Genomic DNA, 23,197 nt, shown 5'->3' on the forward strand with positions numbered 1-23,197 from the left:
TTTAAAACATTAACTCAGAAATATACAAACCATCATGCTACGAAATAATCACATCAATTTGTAGCATGAATAGTTTGAGAACAATCGCGTTAATGTATTTCCTCCTTGAAAGGTCTACTGCTATTATTTTAACATATCTCAACAATAAACGTATCCGAGCAATCAACTCTTTGACATAAAAAAACCACCGGAGTGGTGGTCGTTTTATGTCAGTTATGCACAATATTCTGGCACAACTTCAATCGTACTGCCGTTTATACGCGTTCGATAGTTCCGGTCTTCAATCCAGACTTCAAAGTACGCGCTGATAAATAAACTTTCTTTGCGGGAGCACCGTTAATCTTAACAGTCACTTTTTGCAAGTTTGGCTTCCAGCTACGACGACTTGAATTCAACGCGTGTGAACGTTGGTTACCAAAACGTGTGCGTGCGCCTGTAATAGCATCTTTTGCCATGTTCGACCCTCCTTTTCGAGCCATTATTTTAAAAAAGGCTCTTTCTACAACATTAGTAAATTCTACCAGATTAAAAGCACTTTGGCAAGTTATTTTGTATATTTTGACAAAACAGCTGCTAATTGATCTTTTGTATGGAAACCAGTTAGTCGCTCAACAACCTCACCATCTTTTTGAACGAGTAACGTTGGAATGGCACGAATACCAAATTTTGCTGGTGTGTCAGGGTTAGCATCAACATCCATTTTAACAAAATCAACGTTGTCCACTTCTTCAGAAAGCGCTTCTAATACGGGTGATTGCATACGGCAAGGGCCACACCAAGTTGCCCAAAAATCTGTGATACTAACGCCAGTGGCTGTCTTTTTTTCAAATGTTGCATCTTCAATTATTTTCACTGTCATAATTTTATCCTCATAGACATAGATTTACTTACTTTTCTAATACCATTATACTTTATCTCTTGTTTGCGTAACCATAATAACGCCGGTATCAAAACTCACATGTACCATATTACCGACAAACTCATTTGACGACCACATTTTGTAAACACTATCCGTTAAGGCCAATGGGTATTTTGCATCAATTATCTTAAAATTAGCAACTGTGTTAAGCGGCATAAATCCAAGATATTTTGCACTTGGTATTTTGCTAACTGTTTTTAAACCTGGTTTTAAATAACTCACACTATTAACATTGTCAATAATTTTTGTTTTTTCAACAATTTTTTCAAAAGTGGGATCAGCTAACAACCACAAATTACTTAATAGATGATCCAGTCGTCCCCCTGTTGCACCAAAAATATTAATGCTATCCGGATTTTGAGCTTGCGCGTATAACAACGCAAGTTCCGTATCAGTTTCATCTTTCTCAGCCTTAACATGTATAATTTCGTTTGTTTTTAGATGTGATTCAAGGATATGCAACTCATCAGGCGTCAGTGAGTCAAAGTCTCCCACGGCCATTAACATCGGTATATGATGCTGATATAAGCGCCATGCGCCACGATCAGCCCCAATCCAAAGACCTGGAAAATCAAACAAATCACTTGGCCATAAAGAAGTTGCTCCACCTGCCAAAATGTTAATTTGCATTATTTTATCAGGTCTTTCAGGGTAGCAATTTTAGCAGTAGGATCAATTTTATCATAGACGTACGATCCTGCAACAAAGACATTTGCACCTGCTTCAAATGCAGCAGTGATCGTCTCATTATTCACACCACCATCAATTTCGATATCAAATTTATAACCCAACTCTTCACGGATAGCTTTTAATTGTGCAATTTTTTCAATTGTAGAAGGCAGAAATTTTTGTCCGCCAAAGCCAGGATTAACCGTCATCACAAGCACTTGGTCAACCATATCCAAAACTGATTCAATTGCTAATACAGGTGTTCCTGGATTGATTACAACTTCGGCCTTAACACCTTTATTCTTAATCATTTGCAACGCCCGATGGATATGTGGCGTTGCCTCCACGTGCACACCAATGATATCTGCGCCAGCATCGGCAAATTCATCAACAACTTTTTCAGGATTCATGACCATTAAGTGCACATCTAACATCATTTTTGTTTCTGGACGTAATTGTTTAACCCAACCTGGACCATAAGAAATCGATGGTACAAAATTACCATCCATCACGTCAATATGAAGATATTCCGCACCAGCGGCTTCCACAAGCTTCACATCACGCTCTAAATTTGTATAATCAGCACTTAATATAGATGGTGCAATAATTCCTGCCATGTTACTATTCCTTCTTCCTAAATGTTTCGATTATCTGTCTTATATCTTGGCTTTTGCGACTTAATTAAATCGTAAAAGGCCTTATAACTATTATACCGTGATTGTGCTATAGCGCCAAGAGTTAAGCTTTCCTTGACGGCACATCCCGGTTCATTGAGATGTAAACATCCACGAAAACGACAATTTTGACGTACAGCAACAAATTCAGGAAAATAATCAGCTAACTGTTCAACCGGAAAATCAAAAACTTCATACGATGAAAATCCTGGTGTATCAGCAATCAAGGCATCATCTACTTGAATTAGCGTTACTTGCCGAGTTGTATGTTTTCCACGACTCAATGCCTTTGAAACAACACCTGTTTCAAGGCCTAACTCAGGTGATAAATGATTTAATAGTGTTGATTTTCCAGCACCCGTTTGCCCCATGAATACAGCAACTTTACCGCGCAACTCAGAGCGCAATTCAAAAAAATTGTTATTTGTGTTGTTTATGGATGGTAATATTGTCGTATAGCCTATTTTTAAATAGCGGTTCAACACTTCTGTTGCATGAATATACTCTGATTCAGTTAATAAATCTGACTTCGTAAAATAAATTAATGGTGTCACACGGGCAGCTGCTAATGCAACTAATTGCCTATCTAACAAATTCGGTGCAAAATCTGGTTCTTTAAGCGCTGTTACAATTACGGCAACATCAATATTTGCAATTGGTGGTCGAACTAGCACATTTTCTCTCGGATGAATTTTCCAAATTAGCCCCTCATCATTTTCACTCTCAAAGTCAACAAAGTCACCAACAAGCGGTTTTTGTCCTGATTTTCTAAACTCACCACGTGCACGTGTACGTTGTACCTCACCACTTGAAATTTGTATATCATAATAACCGCTTAATGATCGAATAATTCGTCCTGTTTTCATATCATTAGTATAACAAAAAAGCCGATTATAATCGACTGATGTTGTTTTAGTTCTTATTTTTACTACTTGAGGCACTGTTTGATGAAGATGATGAACTAGATGAGTTTGAACTACTTGACGAAGATGATTCATTTGACGAACTCGAATCATCAGAAGAATCGCTTGATGAAACTTGAGGGCCTTGTGAGATAGTCACAAGTAACACCATATCTTTGGTAATACTTGAACCACCGCGAATAGACTGACTAATTACATGATCTTTTTTTGTATTGCCATCATATTGCGTATTAAAGTTAACCACAATATCATGTTCACTGGCCCAACTTTGAACTTGTTCTTGTGTACTTTTCCCGGTAAAGTCTGGTACATTAATGCGTTGCGCGCCAGTTGAAACTGTGAATTCAACATTTGTTGCAGTCGGATCCACTTTTCCATTAGCGTCAACAGACTGTAAAATTATTCTACCTTCTGACACACTATCAGAAGGACTATCTTTTCTTGTAACAGAGTACCCTTGAGCACGAAGTTGTGTCGCAGTCACATCATAATCTGAACCAACATAATCACCAAAGCGTACTTTGGCACGTCCAGAAGATATAATCAAATTAATTGTATCTCCCTTTTTTGCTTCTGCACCACTACTTCGTGTTGTACGAACAACATGCCCATTAGTAATTGTTTTTGACGGTGTTGAACTAACAGTGCCAACAACCAAACCAGCTTTTTTGATTTTCATTGTCGCCTGATCTTGTGTCAAATTAATGACATTTGGTACAGTCGTTTTATTGGATTGATAATTTAAGAAAACAATTGCAACAAGAGCCGTTAAAACAAGTCCTAGTAGCACCCAAGGCCATTTACGGAGTTTACGGAATTTAATGCCATTCCCTCGCAAAACACTACGGACGTAGTTGGGTGTGCGATCAACAATATGCGCAATATCTTTAACAGAATAACCCTTTTTACCATGTGATATAATAACATCTTTTATAGAGGGTTCTTCAGGTACTTCGTCTGGAAAAATTTTATCAGATGACACACCAGTTTTTAACTGATCTTGAATTTGAGCCATTGGAATAATGCGTGTCTCGTCTATTGTGTCTGACATCGGTGCAAATCGTATTTCATCTGAGCGCCTAGGTGATAATGTCGTATTTAAATCTTCAGACATCGCTGCGGCACTTAAATAACGATCTTGTGGTCTTTTGGCTGTTGCTTTTAAGATAACATTTTCTAAGGCTTGCGGAATTCGCGGATCAAAATCACGAACAGATGGCATCTCTTCAGTCGTATGTTTCATTGCAACTGCAACTGGTGTGTCACCTTCGTAAGGAACTTGTTTGGTCAGCATTTCGTAAAGCATAACGCCTAGCGCATATATATCTGATTTTGCTGATGCAAGTCCGCCACGCGTTTGTTCAGGTGATAAATAATGAACTGAACCGATAACAGTATTTGTTTGTGTCATATCTTGAACTGATTTTGCAATGGCGATGCCAAAATCGGTGATTTTCACTTGGCAATGTTTGTCAATTAAGATATTTTGTGGCTTTAAATCACGATGAATAATGTCAGCGTCGTGTGCGGCTTGCACTGCACTTAGCACTTGCGTCATGATATCAACTACTTGTTGATATGGAATTGGAAAGTGCTCGGCAATGAATGATTTTAGATCATTACCTTCTACATATTCCATCACCAGATATTGTGTTCCTTCGTATTCCCCAGTGTCATATACCTGAACAATATTATCATGAACCAATTCCGTTGCTGAAATAGCCTCACGCTGAAAACGTTTGGCTAACTCAACATCGTTTTTCATATCCAACCGCATCATCTTAAATGTGACGTCACGATCCAAAAATTCATCATGTGCCAAATAAACATTGGCCATGCCACCCCCGCCAAGCGATTTGATAATTTTATAACGATTGTCTATCACTGTATCTGGTAACATAATTATTTTGTATCCTCTTCATTGTTACGACTCACCAAGAGGGCCGTCACATTATCTGACGCACCATTGTTGTTAGCGGACCGAATCAATTCGTGTGCACGCAAATCCAAAGTTGTTGCCGTTCTCATAATTTGCTTAATTGTTGTTTTATTAAGCACTTTAGTAATACCATCAGATGTTAAAAACAACATATCTTCGTCAGAAAATTTGTGCTGTCCAATTTCAATATCTGCGTGCCTATCAACACCTAAAAACCTTGTCACACTGTTCGCATTAGGGACATTTTCAGCTTGCTTTTGGCTAACTGTGCCGGTGCGGACAAGTTCATTTTTAAGGTTATGGTCAAACGATATTTGTTTTAAGCTATTATGATGCAACAAAAATGCCTTAGAATCGCCCAAATTACCAATAACGACCTGTTCATCAAACAAGATTGCCAGTACGAGTGTCGTGGCCATTGTTTTTAAATCATCAAATCGTTGTCCTGCCTCTATAATGACATCGTTTTCAAGGGCAACTGTTTCTTTGATCCAAGCGATTGATGGCTTGATTGTTTCAATTGTTGTTTTTTCCCAGGCGTGACCAAAATGTTCTACAGCCATGGCACTAGCAACTTCCCCACCCTCAGTTGAAGTGACACCATCGGCCACCATAACCATCACATTGCCTTTTTGGTTTGTAAATGCACCAACGTAATCTTGATTTTCATTACGTTTGACGCCGGAATCAGTATGAAATGCTATTTGCATAGGATTATTTTATCTTCTAAAAACGTATCTGCTAAAGATTTTCTGGGAATAACTCGAAAATCTTGCTTCACGTGATGTATTTTTACTTTTCTTTTGACAATTGATTATACGTTGTCAGTCGACATTTTCTTTTGCAATGTTGCAACGAAAAAGCCATCTGTTTGATAATCGTTTGGATAAACATGTAGCACATCTTCAGAACGGTTTGGCTTCAAGTTTTTTGATGTTTGTGTTGGTACAAGTTCAAAATCTGAATGTTTCAATAGGAATTTTGTGATAACATCATCGTTCTCTTGACGCAAAATTGTGCATGTACTGTAAACAATCATACCATTATCAGTAACATTTTGACTAACAGAATCTAAGATTTCAAATTGCAAATGCGCTAAATTTTCGACATCTGTTAATGTTTTGTCGTAACGAATTTCTGGTTTGCGTCGTAGTAAACCAAAACCTGAGCACGGTGCATCAACTAAAATACGATCAAATTTTTGTTCTATTTCTGTTGGTACTTTACGCGCGTCTAACACACGCGTACGGATTTTTTCTGTCACATGCAGTCGTTCAGCGTTGCTTTGAATTAGTTTGATTTTATGTTCATGAATATCTAATGCAGTAATTGTAACATTTTCACCAACAGACTGTGCAATTTGGGTCGTTTTACCGCCAGGAGCAGCCGCTGCATCAAGAATCGTTTTAACATTCTCTGTCAAACGCATACTTTCAACTGGTAACATAGCACTTTCATCTTGCAGCGTCAATAAACCATCGTGGAAAGCTTTTGAACTGGCAACATGTCCGCCAGAAACAATGTAAGCATGTGCCGCTACACGTGATTTGACAGTGGTAAACTTTTCAGCTGCCAATGCCTGTTCTACTTCTTCATCACTTGCTAATGTCGTATTCACACGAATGGATTGTTTGGGGGCATCATTGATTGTTTCAAGCATTGCACGCGTTGCCTCTTCACCATTTTGTGAGATCAGCGTCTCAATTAACCAAATCGGTAAACTTCTTTCAATAGACAAACGTTGTATTGGTTCTTTTATTTCAGAAATATTTCTTAAACCTTGGCGACCAATGTTATGCAAAATAGCTGTCACATATTTTCCAGTACCTACATGACCAAGTATCTTAGCCACTTCAATGGATTCATTAAAAATGGCATGTTCTGGAATTTTATCCAAAAATTTCATCTGGAAAATGGCTGAATACAGTAATTCACGCACCCAGGCATCAATTTTTTTATCTCCAACAAATGGCGCCAGCCAATATTCAAATGTCATCCGGTGCTGAATAACACCATACACAAGTGTTGTTAACAAACGTTTATCTGCTTCACTCAATTGGTGTTGCTTAATCACTTGGTTCAATTGTAAATTAGAGTATGCACCATTTTTAATTTTAGCTAACGTTTGTACTGCTAACACACGGGGATTATCACTATAAACACGTTTATCACTCATTAATTGGCTCCTCTGCCCATAAATCTCCTGTTTGTAACTGATTACCAGCTCCGTTTAGATAAGCTACAATATCCATCTCAGATTTTCCAGCTGGTTGTAATCTATCAATACTAACCACGGTTTGATCAGCTGCCGAAATTTTTAATTGCCTTTTTGTTTTTTCAACAACATGTCCCGCAGATAAATCAGTTTTTTCGTCCAGCGGAGTCACTTTTATAAGCTTAACTCGCTGTCCTGCAACTTGCACATGTGCTGGATGTGTTGGGTAAAGACCACGCAAATGCCAATCAATTTGTTGTGCTGTTTCACTTGTAAAATTCAAATTTTGCATATGATGTGGAATATTAGGTGAAAATGACACATCATTATCGTTTTGTTTAACTGGCGAAATGTCACCAGTAGCGATCTTAGGTAGATTAGCCAATAGTAAATCACGTCCAGCTAAGCTCAGCTTATCAAACATAGTACCCACATTATCTTGATTTGTAATTGGCACCTTAACAACATCAATAATATCACCAGCATCCATTTTTTTAACCATATGCATGATTGAAACACCTGTCTCGGTATCCCCGTTCATAATTGCATAATGCACTGGTGCACCGCCACGATATTTAGGCAATAATGAGGCATGCGTGTTAACAGCGGCTATTTTAGCTGCTTCCAATAATTTATCGGGTAGAAATTGGCCAAAAGCCGCAGTCACAATAAAGTCTGGATTTAGTGCAATGATTTGCTGCATGTCATCTGAACCACTAATTTTTTCAGGCTGCAAGACAGGCAAATTATGTGCTAATGCTGCAACCTTAACTGGACTAGGTTTTAAAACATGTTTACGTCCTTGTGGCTTATCTGGTTGCGTAACCACAGCCTTGACGTCATATTTATCATCAGCAATTAATGCTTCTAGGATGGGAACTGCAAACTGTGGGGTTCCCATTAGTACAACTGAATATGTCATGATAGATCGAACCTCTTTTCTGTACAATACATGAATCAATCATTTTAATTGCTTTGTTCAATGACTAAACTACCAAGCCGGCACATGTTATATCTTTGTAATCACTAAAAAATACTCGCTAATACGAGTATTTCGCTTCTTAATTATTATAACATAGAATATTGTCATACATTTGTCACATAAAAGAAACCGGTTCACGATCGATCATTAATTGTAATCCGTTTTTTGATTTTTGGGCGCGGTTTTGCAATTCTGTCAATAAAACGTCCATTTCATGCCGATGTTTAAATTTTAAAATAATTTGAAAATAGTAACGATTGCGTAATTTCGCAATCGGTTTTGGTGATGGGCCTAATATAATAACCTTATCATCGACACGAGAACGTAACCAACGCGCAATTTGTATCATCTGTTTTGCAGTTTCATTTTCCATAATATGACTAGCTTGAATTTGAACAGTATAGTAATATGGTGCATAATTACCTGCATGCCTGACAGCCATTTCTTGCTTATAAAATCCTTCATAGTCATGTTTCTTTGCATAAACGATCGCATAATGCTGTGGATTAAACGTCTGAACTAATACCTCACCTGCCTTTTTAGCACGACCAGCACGACCACTAACTTGTGTTAACAATTGAAAAGTTCGTTCACTCGCATGAAAATCTGGTAAACCTAATGATGTATCAGCATTTAAGACACCGACTAAAGTAACCTCTGGAAAATCAAGACCCTTAGCAATCATTTGCGTCCCAAGTAAAATGTCAGCCTTATGATCCCCAAATTTCTGCAGCATTTTATCCATGCTCCCTTTTTTACGTGTCGTATCTTGATCCATACGAATGACGCGTGCCTCAGGTAATAGCGTTGCCAGTTCTGCTTCGACTTTCTCAGTGCCGGTGCCGTAATAACGAATACGATTTGAACCACAATTAGCACAAATTATTGGAATAGGTTCTTCATGTCCACAATAATGGCATTTTAATGTATGCGAATCCATATGTAACGTCATGGCCAAGTTACAATTAGGATCACGTGGCACAAAGCCACAGTCGCGACACATGACAAAACTAGAAAAGCCACGCCGATTCAACATTAATACAGACTGTTCTCCACGATTTAGACGCTCTTGCAATTTATTTTTTAGTTGCTCAGAAAAATTAGTTTCAGGCCCGTCTGCTAATGTTGCTTTCATGTCAATTACGTCAACTACCGGTAACTTAGCTCCACCAGCACGTTGTGTTAGGCGCAATAATTCATAAACACCACGTTGCGCACGTGCACGACTTTCCAGCGATGGTGTGGCTGAACCCAATACAACAGGTATTTGATAATATTCACCACGCCAAAGTGCAACATCTCGTGCATTATAACGTGGATTATCTGTCTGTTTATAGGTTGTTTCATGTTCTTCATCAACAATGATGAGCCCAATATTATTCAATGGTGCAAAAACTGCAGATCTTGCACCAACCACAATTTTAACATCCCCACGTTCAATGCGACGCCATTCATCATATCGTTCACCGTCAGATAAACCAGAATGTAATACCGCAGTTTGTGCACCAAATCGTGATTTCACACGGCGAACCATTTGCGGTGTTAATGCAATTTCTGGCACTAGAAATAATACCGTTTTTCCTTGATTAAAAACATGCTGTGCTGCTTGTAAATATACCTCTGTCTTACCAGAACCTGTAATACCTTCCAACAAGAAAGGTTGATATTGTTGCGCATCAAAACTGGCAACAATATGATTCAGTGCATTTTGTTGTTCTTCATTAAGTGTTAAAGCTGTCGTTGGTATAATATCAGTCATTGAAAAAGGATCACGTAATTGTTCCACCTTCTTTTTGCTTAACCATTTTTTTTCGACACCTTGATTTAGTATGGCATCACTCACACTAATTATTTCTTGTAATGTTTTTTTTACCCATACTTCTTCCAAATGACCCATAATGAACATTAATAGTTCAACCTGTTTTTTTGCAGTTGGTCTCAAATCTTGGCGTTCATCTTCCAAAAATGCTATATCACCATTAAATTGATAGGCTAATTGTGTTTTAATTTTTGACCGATTAGTTACATTGACCGATACTTCGATTTTATGTTCACGTCGTAGTTTAGTCAACGTAGCAATATCACGCACATTCAATTCGCGTGGCTGATAAACAATCTCATCTAATCCTTTAAAAATACGGTCTCGAACGTCCTCATCAACATCATCAATAATTTTCAAGATACGTTCATAACTTGCTTTTAAAGCATTAGGCAACATCGTTTGCAAAACAGAAATACGAAACGCAAACGTTTCTTGCGCTAAATACGCTGACAAATTTAATAATTCTGTGTTCAAAACTGGTGTTAAATCTAATAAATTTTTAATATGACGTAATTTGTTCGTCTCTAACTCCGTTGTTGCCCGCAATCCAACAACAAATCCCATAACATGTCGATGACCAAAGGGGACATCAACACGCATACCAGGTCGCACTGATTCAATCATTGATTCTGGTACAACATAGGTGTACGGTTGGTTAGTTTGCATCGTCGGTACGTCAACGATGATTTGTGCATAATGTAATTTCGTCATACTCTTATTGTATCAAATCTGTCAATAGCATAAAGCCGTTACGTAAAATGTGGTACTTTCTTCCTATTATATTTAACAGTATGCTGACTTCGTTTAATAAAATTAACGATATCTATTTTTGCGCTAAAAAAGAGTCGGTATTAAGGACTCTTTTTTGATTATATATGTGCTTCAATCCATTTCCAAACTTGGTCTTTACCATACTTTGTCTCAGATGAAAAAAACTGAAAATCACTTTCGTCTTCATCAAAACCAAGTGTTTGCTTAATATTTGATGCATACTTGTTAAACTTACTTTTTGAAATTTTATCTGACTTTGTTGCTACAATCAAGATTGGAATATTATAATAATGCAACCATTCATACATCGACACATCATCGTCACTTGGCTCATGGCGTGCGTCAACTAAGCTAACAACGCCACGTAATTGTTTACGTGATGTGATATATTCTTCAATCATATGACCAAATTCTTCACGCTGTTTTTTAGAAACTTTGGCATAGCCATAGCCAGGAACATCAACAAAATACAACTTATCTTCGACATTATAAAAATTTAGTGTCTGTGTTTTTCCCGGTTGTGATGATGTTCGTGCAAAATTTTTACGTTGAATTAACGTATTAGTTAATGATGATTTACCAACATTCGAACGCCCAACTAATGCAATTTCGGGCTTGCCGTCTGTTGGATACTGTGCGGCCGAAACTGCACTCATCACCATATCAACATTGTGTACATCCATTATTTCACCTTTTTCAACTGTAATTCTGGTTGTTCCCCATCAATAACACTGGCTTTGGTAATAATGACTTTTGAAACATCATCACGACTGGGAATATCATACATGACATCTTTCATAGTTAATTCAATAATTGATCGTAAACCGCGCGCACCAGTATGTCGTTTAATAGCTAATTCAGCCATCGCTTCTAGTGCGTCTGGTTGAAATTCTAATACAACATCATCTAACCCCAGTAAAGCTGTGTATTGCTTAATCAGAGCATTTTTAGGTTCGGTCAAAATCCGTGTCAAATCATCTATTTTTAATTCATCCAATACAGTTACAATGGGTAACCGGCCAATAAATTCAGGAATTAAACCAAATTTAGTCATATCCTCTGGCTGAACATGTTCAAGGATATTTTCAGATTCTAGGGCGATAGCATTATCGTTTGCATCCGACCCAAATCCAATAACTCGTTCACCTAAACGTTCTTTAATAATTGTATCTATCCCAGCAAAAGCGCCACCAACAATAAATAAAATATTGGTCGTATCTACTTGAATCAACTCTTGCTGTGGATGTTTTCGACCACCTTGTGGTGGTACGCTAGCAATCGTGCCTTCTAGCATTTTTAGAAGTGCTTGTTGGACACCTTCACCTGAAACATCTCGTGTAATTGAAACGTTTTCAGATTTTTTTGCAATCTTATCAATTTCATCAACATAAATAATACCATGTTGTGCCGCATCGATATCAAAATTAGCTGACTGCAATAATTTCAATACAATGTTTTCAACATCTTCTCCCACATAACCAGCTTCTGTTAATGTTGTGGCATCAGCTATCGCAAAAGGTACATCTAAAATACGAGCTAAGCTTTGTGCTAAATATGTTTTACCAGAACCAGTAGGCCCGATCAAAGCAATATTAGATTTTTGTAATTCAACATCAGTTGTTGGTGTATAGTTTTCATTGATACGTTTATAATGATTATATACTGCAACTGCAAGTGTCTTTTTGGCATCATCTTGTCCAATCACATAATCGTTTAATTCTGCAACGATTTCATGCGGTGTAGGTAATGCTAGTGTTATCGGTTTTGTGACTGTTTGATCCACTGTTAATTCCTCACTCATGATGTTTTTTGCTAAATCCACACACTCATTACAAATATAAATGCCACTTGGTCCAGCAACAATTTGTCGTACTTCACTCGCAGATTTGCCGCAAAAACTGCAATAAATTTCTTCTTCCAAATCTGGTGTCTGTGCCATACTATCTTCCTTTTAATTTCATTTAAATCATACAACTGCGTCAAGTTTAAATACTATTCTATTCTAACAGATTACACAATCATTTTAGTATAAATTTTATCATATGAAAGCTAGGCATCATTACAATATCCTTTTGATGTCTCCTAACCGTAGTTATTAAAAAAAAGCCTAACGGCTTTTAAAAAAATATTACTTTGCTTTTGCAGAGTCAGTTACTCTCTTAATGACTTCACGCATGGCAATGTCATGCTTCAATAATGAATCTGACAAGTTTGCACGCACTTGAGCAGCTTCCATCTTGTATTGTGTTGCCAAGTTAGTTACTTCTTCATTAATTTGGTCTTCACTTGGCTCAATAGCTTCTGCCTTAACAATTGCTTCGAGAACAAGATTAGTTTTAACGCGTGTTTCTGCACCTTCTTCGAATTGCTTGTGCAAATCATCTTCAGTTTGACCTGAAATTTGGAAGAACATTTCACGTGAAATACCTTGTTGTTGTAATTGTGCCAAATACTGATCAATTTGACGGTGAACATCTTCATCAATCATTGCTTCAGGCACTTTATCACCATCAATTGATGCGTTATCAACTGCTTTTGTGATCACTGCATCTTCAAAAGCTGCTTGTGCTGATTCTGCCTTATCTTCAGTCAACTTCTTAGCTGTCTTTTCTTTCAATTCAGCTAAAGTTTCAACTTCTTCGTCAACATCCTTGGCAAATTCATCATCAATTTCAGGTAATTCCTTACGCTTCAATTCATGTATTTTAACTTCAAACAAGGCTTCCTTATTGGCAAGGTCTGCTGCTTGATAGTCTTTTGGAAATGTTACAGTAACGTTAACATCTTCCCCTGCTGAATGGCCAACTAATTGTTCTTCAAATCCAGGAATAAATTGACCTGAACCTAATTCTAATGAGAAGTCATCAGCTTGACCACCATCAAAATGGTCTCCATCTACTGAACCATCAAAATCAAGAATAACAGTATCGCCATTTTCAGCCTTAACTGAAGCTTCTTGCAAAACCAATTCAGCTTGACCATCTTGTAAATGCTTAATTTCTGCTTCAACATCAGCATCTGTTACTTCTGTGTCAGCTGCTTCAACTTCGAGGTTTAAGTATTCGCCCAACTTCACTTCAGGTGCAGTTGTGATTTCAGCTTTCATTGTCCAGTCTTCGCCTTTGTTCATTGACACTGGTTCAATGTTAGGACGTCCGACTGGTGTGATACCAGATTCATCAACAGCTGCTTCATATGCAGTTGGTAAAACAATATCCATTGTCTGTTGGTACAAAGCTTCTTCCCCAAACTTTGAGAAAAAGAGTGCCTTGGTTACTTTTCCCTTACGAAATCCAGGAATAGAAACGTCATTCTTGTTTTGTTGAAAAGCTTTTTCTAAGCCTGCTTCAACTTGTGCGCGTGAAATTTTAAATTCTAATGTGCCTTGGTTCTTTTGATCCTCAGCTGCTGTCCAGTTAGACATTGTAAGTCCTCCAAATGTTTTAAATACCTTTTAATTTTATCTTAAATACGACTAAATCACAACAATTTTATCTTATTTGTTAAAAGTCATCTATATATTAGTATGATCATGTCAATTATCACACTTTGTAAAGTTCATTTGAGCACCGATTTCTATATAAAAACCGCTTGAATAGAAATAACTAATTCAAGCGGTTTTGTTAAAATTATTTTTTAGTATTATTGTGCTAAACGATAGACATAATAATATGGATAGCCATTTTTGGAAGCAAATTGATTGTATTGTACTTCTTGGACTGCTGTCCCTTTTTGTCCTTGCGTTATATAGCATGTTGAGATGAACAGTGGGTTATCTAAGTTATTTGTGATAATACCAATGTGTCCAGCAGCACCGTCACTATGTCCTTGTTGACCCCAAATAACAATATCACCACGCCTTGACAGCCAACCATAAGGATCATTGTTATCAATGAGCTGGTAGCTGTTATCTTTTAAATAAGCATGAATTGCCTCGGTATTATACAACCATGTAAATGGTGTACCACCAGCATCACGAATGGCTTGTACAACAGATCCGGAACAATCAGCTGTCCCATCTGTTCCATTACGAGAACCATACATTGAATAAGTTAACTTTCCCTTACGACTTTCGAACCAATTAATTAATTTATTCGTGTTCACTTTAAAATTAACTTTACTTTCCTGCAGGTCTTGTTCGAATACATCTTTTATAATAGTGCCATTGTTAAGTTCAACCGTGTACAGCCAGTTTGACTGTTTGTTAGCTGTTACGCTAATTATCTTAACATTTTGCCCAGCGTATTTTTTTAAATTATGATTACCATTAACTGATTGGTCAGCATTGTTTGTGATATACACACTCGTATTTTTTGCATATCTAGCAGTAGTTGGATTTTTAGATTGGATTGAATCAGCATCTCCATCTTTATTGAAATGATAAATTTTATCCCCAATAGTCACTGATTGATTACGGACTTGTTTGAAGTCAGAACCATAATATTCAAGCCCTGTTGTACTATATTGACGTAGACCTTTAAATGCATCTCCGTTAGCTTTCATATAATAATACGTGTTGCCTGTTTTCACATAGCTATTTCGAATTTGCTTGTGATTAGCGTCATAACATTCCATATTTGAACCATAATAACGCACACCGGTCATGGCATGCCCATTATCATCAAAGAACATCAATGAGCCATCCAACCAAGCGTAATTATTGCGCACCTGCTTATAATTATTATCATAATATTCCAACTTACCATTGACTATCCGTGTACCCTTAATGGCATCTCCATCTCCATTGAAATAGTACGTTGAACCATTAGTCGTAGCGTAGTTATGACGGACTTGTTTAAAATCAGAACCGTAATACTCAAGCCCCGTTGCACTATATTGACGTAGACCTTTAAACGCATCTCCGTTAGCTTTCAAATAATAATAAGTATTACCTGTTCGCATATAACTATTTCGAATCTGTTTATGATTAGCGTCATAATACTCCATATTTAAGCCATAATAACGCACACCAGTCATGGCATGACCATTACCATCAAAGAACATCAATGAGCCATTTAACCAAGTATAATTATTGCGTACTTGAACGTAATTAGTGCCATAAAACTCTAACTGACCGTTGGTTTCTCGTGAGCCTTTAAACGCGTCACCATTGCCAGTCAAGTAATATCTTGAACTACCAACGGTTGCATAATTATTACGAATTTGCTTGAAATCAGCCCCACAAACTTCCACGCCACCGCTATAGTGTCTCACACCAGTTAAAGCGTGTCCGTCAGACGTATCAAAAAACATCAGCGTGCCATTATTAGTCCAAACATAACCATATGCCATTTGACCAGACTTCATATCGTAAAATACAGTTTTATGTGCAAGTGTCGTCAGACCTTTTGATTGCACCCCATTGCTGGCAAAATTATACCAATGCCCATCAATTTTCTTTTCACCAATGATAGCTGCGCCATTAACATAGTACTTGGTCACACCATTTTCACTGGACCAGCCATCTTTATGTACAGGTTTATTCGTGTATCGTTGTAAATCTTGTTCCAATATTTTAGCTACAACAACCCCGTTGTCCAAAGTAATCTGGTAATAGAAATTTGATGATAACTGGTGGTATCGTGTGACTTTAGTTATCGTACCACTAAAGCCACGATAAGCAGAAATATTTTTGCCATCAGGATCATGGGTCGCGTCTTTTTTTATCTCGACGCGATTATTGATACTAAATGCACTTATTTTATCAAAAGAAACAACGCCTTGTTCTAAGACATTAGAAATTACCATGCCATTATCTAATTTAACATCGTATGTATAATCTAAATTTGCATGCTTTGGCGATATGACATTTGTCACCACACCTGATTGATCACCGTAATTTTGAAGTTGTGTGCCATTGGACGTTTTTGCTGAATTAGTCAATGTGATTACAGAACCGGTTTTAAATTTAGCTTGGTGTACTTGAATAGACTTTGTTGACGGCGTCACATTATAATTATCATTTTGTCTCGACTCATTTATGGTTGAACTTGGTGTCTTAGTGCTTGGCGCTTGTGATGTACCACTCGAACCTGATGCTATTGTACTTGGCACTTGTGTCGATACATGCGCTGTATTTTCAGCAGCATTAACCGTAGACATGGTGCCCAGAACGCCACCAATAATTATTGTTGAAACAAGTAGTTCTTTCACTCGCAATTTCTTATTTACCAAAACAGGAAAATCTCCCTTTCTCCATCTCACGTTTGACGTGATTATTTATAACATAATATATCATACCATAATCGTTATTCGCGTAAACTTCTTTTTTGACATATACGGCATATAAAAAGCGCCTAAGCGCTTTCATCTTATAGAGTCATTTTTTCTAATCTACCATCACGATCTGCTGAACGTAAATGCAAATAATATTCTTTACTATGATTAAGTTGATGTTGTTTAAGTTGTTTTAATAATTCTTCTGGCCTGTCTCGCACCATCATCCAAGAAATAACTAATTCCGGATTGCAATCGTTTATTACTGCGTGTTCAGGTGATAAAGCAAGCAAAAAGGCACCGCCACCTAAAAACGGCTCAAAATATGTTCCAAAGTGCTCTGGAACATAACTTCGCCAATTCTGGTAACAGTTGCCTTTTCCCACCGACCCACTTTATAAAAGGTCGTAATTCAGCTAGTTGTTGCTTGTTGCTTGTTGCTTGTTGCTTGTTGCTTGTTGCTTGTTGCTTGTTGCTTGTTGCTTGTTGCTTGTTGCTTGTTGCTTGTTGCTTGTTGCTTGTTGCTTGTTGCTTGTTGCTTGTTGCTTGTTGCTAATCATGGGCCGGATCCTTTATCACGTCAAGTTTTTTGATCTTAATTGTGGATCAAAATGTGATTGAGATCAAGTCATAAAAAGAAATTCAGCAGTAATTTTAATATTTCTAGTCCATATCATCTACTTTATTATTGAAACTTAATTCCACCATCGACTGCTAATGATTGTCCGGTAATATAATCAGCTTGATCTGATACCAAGAATGACACATACTTCGCAATATCTTCTGGTTCTTCACCACGACCCAACAAAATACCATCAATAAACGCTTGGCGTGTTGATCCAACTGGCACGTTCTTGCGCTCTGCGAAACGGGCATCTATTTCATCCCACATTGGCGTTAGGACAATACCTGGGTTATAGGCATTAACACGAATATTATCTGCAGCCAATTCTTTGGCTGCAGCTTGCATTAAGCCTCGTGCAGCAAATTTTGTTGCTGAGTAAATACCTAACATTTCAAAGCCTTCCATACCAGCAATTGAAGATGCTAAAATGATTGTACCACCCTGTTTACCATTTTTTCTTAAAGCCGTTGGTGCTGCTTGTAAAGCCCATACTTGTGATTTTAAATTAATGTTTAAAATGTTATCAACTTGTTCTTCGGGTGTTTCTTCAATCGTGTCTACCCAATCAATACCCGCGTTTGCAATAAATGTGTCTAAACGGCCATATTTTTCCATGGCAAATTGGACCAAATCAAAGTTAACCTGACGAGACTGAACATCTCCAACAAACAGTGATGCTTCACCGCCAGCAGCCTCAATTTTATTAACAACTTTGGTAAGTTTATGTTCTGTACGGCCGTTGACAATAACCGCATAACCATCTTTGGCCAATCGCAATGCAATGCCTTCACCAATTCCCTGTCCACCGCCTGTTACAATCGCTACTTTTTCTGACATGATAGTCTCCTAACTTTTATTTTGTGATTTTATTAACAATTTCATTGTAGGAGTTTATGTGCTGTATGTCAATGGTAAATACAAAGAACTGCATGCTCAAGTTGTCTAGTTAATAAAAAAGGTCAATCTCAATAGATTGACCAATTCGTTATTATAAATGTTTAATATTAAATCCTGTTCTTTCCTGTATCGCGTCTAAAGCCTGTAAGTAGCGGGCATAATAACCATAAGGATCTTCACCTTCACCCTTAGCATCCAGCAACACTACTTTGTCCATGAAACCATAATGCTTTATAACACGCATTAATTCATTATGAAATGCCCACCTTGACTGGTCATCAGTATTATTCATGTTACGAAAACCATCATGAGTATAGGGTGTCACTGGTGGAATAATCAAGATAAGATCAATCAATTCTTCACTAATTGTATTATCAAACAGTGGCAGTAATTGCCTACTATCCTCTTTACTCAGCCACAAATCAGCATAAACTTTAGTTACCATGGCATCCGTATCAAAAATCGTCAAACCGTTGTTAGCTGGTGAATTAATTTCTTTAGAATTAGCATCATACTGCCCTTGAATCAAACGAATATAATCTTTGACTACTAATTCGTCATCACTCACATTTGATCGTTCTTGATATTCACGTGCATATTCTTCGGAAAATGGTGAGTTGCTCGTACGCGCTAATCGTCGTACTAAAGTTGATTTCCCTGTAGATGCCGATCCCATGACAGTAACTTTCTTTGTAAAATGGCGCCGAAAAACACGATTAATATAATCCCAATTGCCTATTGGATTTTTACGAATGTCAGTTGCCGAGATTTTCAAAACCGTGCGATCCATCAAACTAACAGTAAATTGCCCAGTTTGAGGTAAACGTTTCTCTAAATCCAATTTATACTCTGCTTCACCTGTATAAAAAGTAATTTTAGCATTCTGATTAACGACATTACGTTTGACAGTTTGCACTAAGATTTTGGTCCATTCATCCCATCCTGCGGGCATTTGAGGAATATTATCTTCATTAATATAATCTACTTTAATCGCCGTTTCATCACTAAATGCTTCCCGTAAATAGCGAAACCGCTTTTCGACAGAAAGCCCCATTTGATCACCACGATCACCTGTATATCCTGATGCAATAACCACAACCCCATCATTTAGGGCAGCAGCCTTATAAATTTCTGCTTGATGACCCACGTGCATTGGTGCTAATGTACCAAAAAAAACACCAATTTTTTCGCCTTCTAAATCATCTTTAAATAAATTACCTGCAAAAGTTCTCATGTTTATAAACGCGCTTTGCTACCACTTTTTAATGATAGCTTATCCTCTCACTCTTTCTTTGTTAACTTCCGCCACTGAACAATACCATAAATCGCATTAACTGTCAGTGCTAGATTCATACCAAGCATGGCAAATGCACTAGGGTCTGCATGGCCAGTCCAAGCCCGTCCCCATAAAATAAGTTCAACGATATCAAAGAGTAACCAAGCATACCAAGATTCAGCAAATTTTGCTGTCTGCAATATTTGTGCCCCCATAGAAATCGTTGTTGTCATGCCATCCATATAGGGTTGTCTTGAACCGGCCTGTTCTAGAATCAAGCCAACAATCGCCAAAATGACAAGAAAGACGGGTATCACAAACAGCCACTGTTTTCGTGACATGTATTTTGTTGTAACTACTGATTGATCACTTTTCTCAGTACTTGAATCACGTTTCATAAAACCTAACCATGCGATAATACCAACAAATTGCATAACAACCCAAAATGCACTAAGCGCGACTTCACCAAACAGATGCGATTGAAATGCTAGTGGCATATACATGGCAGAATAAACTAATCCCCAGAAATAGTTAGTAATTCGTCCTTTTGCTACTAACACAACCGTAATAATATTCATTAATCCAGTCGCTAAGCCGAACCAGTCAAAATTGTGTGTGTGCATGACACCCAATCCCCACACCGTACCTTGAAGCAACACTAACGTAATCAATAAAATTGCCTCAGGTATCGTCCATCCTAATAACAATTCTTTCACAATATTTACAGGGTTAAAATATCGCCAAAAATCATTTTTGTGGACCTTTTCCATCATTTGCTCTTCTCCAAAAAAGTATTTCCCTACATTATAACAAACTAGAGCAAATAAATGATAAAAATATTATTCGAATAACGACAAATACTCACCGTATCCCGCTGCTGCCAACTCATTTTTTGGAATAAATTTCAAACTAGCTGAGTTAATGCAGTAACGTAAACCACCTTTTTCAGTTGGCCCATCAGTAAATAAATGTCCCAAATGTGAGTTCGCATCGCGTGATGTCACCTCTGTTCTTGTCATACCAAATGATTGATCAACATGTCGCTTGATATGTTCATCATCAATACTTTGTGTAAAAGATGGCCAGCCACAGCCGGCATCGTATTTATCTGTTGAACTAAATAATGGTTCCCCACTAACAATGTCCACAAAAATACCTGCTTCCCACCATTGATCATATTTGCCAGTGTATGCACGCTCAGTTGCTGCATGTTGCGTTACTTGATATGCTTCTGGTGTTAACCGCTTTTTGAGTGCCTCATCCGTATATTTTTCCATAATTTTATACCTCCCTTATTAAATATGATACGCTTTGCAAAAATGAGATTAGAACGCTCATGCGTTCTAATCTCATCATATTAACTTAGTCTAAATTTGTAATTTCAGCAATCGCTTGTGCATAAATTGAAATTGACCGATATAAATCATCTAACAGCGCGAATTCGTTAACTTGATGCATGGTATCAGGTGAATCCGGGAATAACGCACCAAAAGCAACACCACGTGCCATCAAACGGCCATATGTGCCACCGCCAATTACTTGATCATGTGCAGGTAGTCCAGTTTGTTCATGATAAACTTTTAACAATGTTTTTACAATAGGATCAGATGGTGCGACGTAGTGTGGTCCTTGCGCATGACCACCTATTGTTGGCGTAACATCCCACCCATTTAATTGTGCTGCTAACCCAGCAACAATTTCTTCCGGTAGAATACCTTTTGGATAACGAAAGTTAAAGTTGATAAATAAATCACCATCAGCTTCAAATTTTTGAATACCGACGTTCATTGATAGTGCACCCATCACATCATCAGTATGATTAATGCCAAATTTTTTACCAATTGTATCTTGGTGCGCAGGAGTTCCCAGGTATGTTAAGTAATGTTTAGCTGTACCGCCAAATGAAAACTTTTGCAAAAAATTAGCCAAATAAGTTCCGGCATTTTCACCTGTTTCAGGCATTGCGCCATGAACCTGCTTACCATTGAGAGTTAATTTAATAACATCGTTATCAGTTTCCAAAGCGCCTGAAATTTCTTTATTCGCTGACAAAAAGGCTTCAAATTCATGTGCTATTTCTGCTATCTGTGGTGATTTTACTGATGCAACAGCCAAACCAGGCACCATATTGGTACGCAAACCTGAATCAAATGATAATAAAGTATCTGAACCACCATTAGTGGCCTTGCCATTGATAAGAACTTGAACATTGCCCTTTTCACCATTAATAATTGGGTACTCTGCATCTGGAGAGAATCCAAATACTGGCTCAGGCTCCACTTCAAAATAGCGAGTCATGCCAAGCCAATCATTTTCTTCATCGGTACCAAAAATCAAACGCACACGTCGTTTTAACGGTACATTCAAATCTGACAGGATTTTAAAAGCATAATAAGCAGCCATCCCAGGCCCTTTGTCATCAGAGGCCCCACGTGCAATAATTTTATCTGCAGTGACTACTGGTTCAAATGGCTCTGTCTCCCAGCCTTCGCCAGCTGGCATGACATCAACATGAGATAAAATAGCAACATATTCGTCAGCATCTTTAGGGCCAATTTCGATATAGCCGACCACATTATCAATATTTTTTATTGTAAAACCATCACGTTCAGCGATGGACAACATTTTGAGTAATGCTTCTTTTGGTCCTGGACCTAATGGTGCATCCGTTGTTGCCTGAGAATCATCCCGAACTGATTTAACTGCCAGCAAAGACTTCAAGTCCTCAATATAGGCATTTTGTCGTGAAGCCGTTTCTTGTTTCCAATCAATTGTCATAATAGTTTAAAAACCTTTCAATGATGATATATAACTTTATTATACTGTTTGTTTCGATTATAGCAAGCACATGGATTTGTTAGACGTTGCTAATTTACAACTCATATCAAGTGATACAAACATACTAAGATATCGTACCTTATTTGTAAATATTGGTTGAATCATATAAAATTAAGTGTGAGTATCGTTAGGTTATAAACAACATACATAATCTATTACCTAACGCTGCAAATATCCTGATCATTCAATGTTTTGAAAAATATAAATCGGATATTATTAAGGTAGTTAATCATGAATAAAACAACACTTTATGTCACTATTATTGCGATCATACTAATGTTTGTCTCGTTAGTCAGTTGGATTGTCAATCAAATGACGTTTGCCATACTGTCCGCTAATTTAGGTGTTCTTATTCTCGCTGTGTCTGTACTTTGGGATAATCGTAATCACCTGACCAAATAGAGACACCATCAATACATCAGTAACACATT

General features: G+C 37.5%; 22 protein-coding genes. 1 reads left to right on the top strand and 21 read right to left on the bottom strand.

The genetic code is table 11. The features are described from left to right. Positions 1-254: 254 nt before the first annotated feature. From rpmB to pepV, 21 genes are all read right to left on the bottom strand, one after another. Positions 255-455, bottom strand: a complete 201-nt coding sequence (gene rpmB, locus LEGAS_RS06370) for a 50S ribosomal protein L28 (protein ID WP_010017046.1) — start codon at positions 453-455, stop codon at positions 255-257. Between the two features lie 89 nt (positions 456-544). Beyond that, complete coding sequence (gene trxA / locus LEGAS_RS06375; RefSeq protein WP_013231745.1) at positions 545-859, bottom strand: thioredoxin; 315 nt, start codon at positions 857-859, stop codon at positions 545-547. A 45-nt stretch (positions 860-904) separates the two neighbouring features. Further along, positions 905-1,549, bottom strand: a complete 645-nt coding sequence (locus LEGAS_RS06380) for a thiamine diphosphokinase (protein ID WP_010386582.1) — start codon at positions 1,547-1,549, stop codon at positions 905-907. Further along, positions 1,549-2,205 carry a ribulose-phosphate 3-epimerase gene (gene rpe / locus LEGAS_RS06385; RefSeq protein WP_010386583.1) on the bottom strand — a complete coding sequence of 219 codons (657 nt, stop codon included), beginning with the start codon at positions 2,203-2,205 and terminating at the stop codon, positions 1,549-1,551. The genes LEGAS_RS06380 and rpe overlap by 1 nt, the downstream gene beginning before the upstream one ends. Positions 2,206-2,222: 17 nt before the next feature. Beyond that, positions 2,223-3,128, bottom strand: a complete 906-nt coding sequence (gene rsgA / locus LEGAS_RS06390) for a ribosome small subunit-dependent GTPase A (RefSeq protein ID WP_013231746.1) — start codon at positions 3,126-3,128, stop codon at positions 2,223-2,225. Positions 3,129-3,174: 46 nt separating this feature from the next. Further along, on the bottom strand, positions 3,175-5,085 hold the full coding sequence (pknB, locus tag LEGAS_RS06395) for a Stk1 family PASTA domain-containing Ser/Thr kinase (RefSeq protein ID WP_010386584.1): 1,911 nt from the start codon (positions 5,083-5,085) through the stop codon (positions 3,175-3,177). A gap of 2 nt (positions 5,086-5,087) precedes the next feature. Next, positions 5,088-5,834 carry a protein phosphatase 2C domain-containing protein gene (locus LEGAS_RS06400; RefSeq protein WP_013231747.1) on the bottom strand — a complete coding sequence of 249 codons (747 nt, stop codon included), beginning with the start codon at positions 5,832-5,834 and terminating at the stop codon, positions 5,088-5,090. Between the two features lie 104 nt (positions 5,835-5,938). Further along, positions 5,939-7,300, bottom strand: coding sequence for a 16S rRNA (cytosine(967)-C(5))-methyltransferase RsmB (rsmB, locus tag LEGAS_RS06405; protein ID WP_013231748.1), 1,362 nt, complete (start codon positions 7,298-7,300; stop codon positions 5,939-5,941). Further along, a complete protein-coding gene (fmt, locus tag LEGAS_RS06410) occupies positions 7,293-8,261 on the bottom strand; it encodes a methionyl-tRNA formyltransferase (RefSeq protein WP_013231749.1) in 969 nt (322 codons plus the stop codon). Before fmt ends, rsmB begins: the two co-directional genes overlap by 8 nt. A 175-nt stretch (positions 8,262-8,436) precedes the next feature. Continuing rightward, positions 8,437-10,854, bottom strand: coding sequence for a primosomal protein N' (gene priA, locus LEGAS_RS06415; RefSeq protein WP_013231750.1), 2,418 nt, complete (start codon positions 10,852-10,854; stop codon positions 8,437-8,439). Positions 10,855-11,012: 158 nt separating this feature from the next. Beyond that, positions 11,013-11,597: a ribosome biogenesis GTP-binding protein YihA/YsxC gene (gene yihA / locus LEGAS_RS06420; RefSeq protein WP_013231751.1), complete on the bottom strand. Its 585-nt coding sequence runs from the start codon at positions 11,595-11,597 to the stop codon at positions 11,013-11,015. Then, positions 11,597-12,853 (bottom strand): ATP-dependent Clp protease ATP-binding subunit ClpX, encoded by a 1,257-nt coding sequence (clpX, locus tag LEGAS_RS06425; protein ID WP_013231752.1) that lies wholly within the window; start codon positions 12,851-12,853, stop codon positions 11,597-11,599. Before clpX ends, yihA begins: the two co-directional genes overlap by 1 nt. A 189-nt stretch (positions 12,854-13,042) precedes the next feature. Next, positions 13,043-14,338: a trigger factor gene (gene tig / locus LEGAS_RS06430; protein ID WP_013231753.1), complete on the bottom strand. Its 1,296-nt coding sequence runs from the start codon at positions 14,336-14,338 to the stop codon at positions 13,043-13,045. 218 nt (positions 14,339-14,556) lie between these two features. Then, positions 14,557-17,088, bottom strand: a complete 2,532-nt coding sequence (locus tag LEGAS_RS06435; protein WP_013231754.1) for a peptidoglycan amidohydrolase family protein — start codon at positions 17,086-17,088, stop codon at positions 14,557-14,559. Between the two features lie 137 nt (positions 17,089-17,225). Beyond that, the gene (locus LEGAS_RS06440; RefSeq protein WP_049777076.1) at positions 17,226-17,516 is read right to left on the bottom strand and encodes a DNA adenine methylase; all 291 of its coding nucleotides are present in this window, start codon (positions 17,514-17,516) and stop codon (positions 17,226-17,228) included. Between the two features lie 30 nt (positions 17,517-17,546). After that, entirely contained in the window at positions 17,547-17,690 is a 144-nt protein-coding gene (locus LEGAS_RS10075) for a hypothetical protein (RefSeq protein WP_013231756.1), read from the bottom strand. 125 nt (positions 17,691-17,815) lie between these two features. Next, on the bottom strand, positions 17,816-18,592 hold the full coding sequence (locus LEGAS_RS06445) for a glucose 1-dehydrogenase (RefSeq protein ID WP_010391563.1): 777 nt from the start codon (positions 18,590-18,592) through the stop codon (positions 17,816-17,818). Positions 18,593-18,743: 151 nt separating this feature from the next. Then, positions 18,744-19,886 carry a nicotinamide-nucleotide adenylyltransferase gene (locus LEGAS_RS06450; protein ID WP_013231757.1) on the bottom strand — a complete coding sequence of 381 codons (1,143 nt, stop codon included), beginning with the start codon at positions 19,884-19,886 and terminating at the stop codon, positions 18,744-18,746. Between the two features lie 47 nt (positions 19,887-19,933). Then, the gene (pnuC, locus tag LEGAS_RS06455) at positions 19,934-20,698 is read right to left on the bottom strand and encodes a nicotinamide riboside transporter PnuC (RefSeq protein ID WP_089886023.1); all 765 of its coding nucleotides are present in this window, start codon (positions 20,696-20,698) and stop codon (positions 19,934-19,936) included. Between the two features lie 69 nt (positions 20,699-20,767). Continuing rightward, positions 20,768-21,205 (bottom strand): peptide-methionine (R)-S-oxide reductase MsrB, encoded by a 438-nt coding sequence (gene msrB / locus LEGAS_RS06460; protein WP_010390799.1) that lies wholly within the window; start codon positions 21,203-21,205, stop codon positions 20,768-20,770. 85 nt (positions 21,206-21,290) lie between these two features. Continuing rightward, a complete protein-coding gene (gene pepV, locus LEGAS_RS06465; protein WP_013231759.1) occupies positions 21,291-22,706 on the bottom strand; it encodes a dipeptidase PepV in 1,416 nt (471 codons plus the stop codon). 291 nt (positions 22,707-22,997) lie between these two features. Here pepV and LEGAS_RS10080 point away from each other — a divergent pair, with 291 nt between their 5' ends. Next, complete coding sequence (locus LEGAS_RS10080; RefSeq protein ID WP_010390809.1) at positions 22,998-23,168, top strand: hypothetical protein; 171 nt, start codon at positions 22,998-23,000, stop codon at positions 23,166-23,168. Positions 23,169-23,197: the final 29 nt, after the last annotated feature.

The sequence above is a fragment of the Leuconostoc gasicomitatum LMG 18811 genome, from assembly GCF_000196855.1.
Classification (GTDB): domain Bacteria; phylum Bacillota; class Bacilli; order Lactobacillales; family Lactobacillaceae; genus Leuconostoc; species Leuconostoc gasicomitatum.

Bases quoted from the DNA above. Each gene is read 5' to 3' on its own strand.
- rpmB (WP_010017046.1), bottom strand. From the start codon at position 455: ATGGCAAAAGATGCTATTACAGGCGCACGCACACGTTTTGGTAACCAA.
- trxA (WP_013231745.1), bottom strand. From the start codon at position 859: ATGACAGTGAAAATAATTGAAGATGCAACATTTGAAAAAAAGACAGCC.
- LEGAS_RS06380 (WP_010386582.1), bottom strand. From the start codon at position 1,549: ATGCAAATTAACATTTTGGCAGGTGGAGCAACTTCTTTATGGCCAAGT.
- rpe (WP_010386583.1), bottom strand. From the start codon at position 2,205: ATGGCAGGAATTATTGCACCATCTATATTAAGTGCTGATTATACAAAT.
- rsgA (WP_013231746.1), bottom strand. From the start codon at position 3,128: ATGAAAACAGGACGAATTATTCGATCATTAAGCGGTTATTATGATATA.
- pknB (WP_010386584.1), bottom strand. From the start codon at position 5,085: ATGTTACCAGATACAGTGATAGACAATCGTTATAAAATTATCAAATCG.
- LEGAS_RS06400 (WP_013231747.1), bottom strand. From the start codon at position 5,834: ATGCAAATAGCATTTCATACTGATTCCGGCGTCAAACGTAATGAAAAT.
- rsmB (WP_013231748.1), bottom strand. From the start codon at position 7,300: ATGAGTGATAAACGTGTTTATAGTGATAATCCCCGTGTGTTAGCAGTA.
- fmt (WP_013231749.1), bottom strand. From the start codon at position 8,261: ATGACATATTCAGTTGTACTAATGGGAACCCCACAGTTTGCAGTTCCC.
- priA (WP_013231750.1), bottom strand. From the start codon at position 10,854: ATGACGAAATTACATTATGCACAAATCATCGTTGACGTACCGACGATG.
- yihA (WP_013231751.1), bottom strand. From the start codon at position 11,597: ATGGATGTACACAATGTTGATATGGTGATGAGTGCAGTTTCGGCCGCA.
- clpX (WP_013231752.1), bottom strand. From the start codon at position 12,853: ATGGCACAGACACCAGATTTGGAAGAAGAAATTTATTGCAGTTTTTGC.
- tig (WP_013231753.1), bottom strand. From the start codon at position 14,338: ATGTCTAACTGGACAGCAGCTGAGGATCAAAAGAACCAAGGCACATTA.
- LEGAS_RS10075 (WP_013231756.1), bottom strand. From the start codon at position 17,690: ATGATTAGCAACAAGCAACAAGCAACAAGCAACAAGCAACAAGCAACA.
- LEGAS_RS06445 (WP_010391563.1), bottom strand. From the start codon at position 18,592: ATGTCAGAAAAAGTAGCGATTGTAACAGGCGGTGGACAGGGAATTGGT.
- LEGAS_RS06450 (WP_013231757.1), bottom strand. From the start codon at position 19,886: ATGAGAACTTTTGCAGGTAATTTATTTAAAGATGATTTAGAAGGCGAA.
- pnuC (WP_089886023.1), bottom strand. From the start codon at position 20,698: ATGGAAAAGGTCCACAAAAATGATTTTTGGCGATATTTTAACCCTGTA.
- msrB (WP_010390799.1), bottom strand. From the start codon at position 21,205: ATGGAAAAATATACGGATGAGGCACTCAAAAAGCGGTTAACACCAGAA.
- pepV (WP_013231759.1), bottom strand. From the start codon at position 22,706: ATGACAATTGATTGGAAACAAGAAACGGCTTCACGACAAAATGCCTAT.
- LEGAS_RS10080 (WP_010390809.1), top strand. From the start codon at position 22,998: ATGAATAAAACAACACTTTATGTCACTATTATTGCGATCATACTAATG.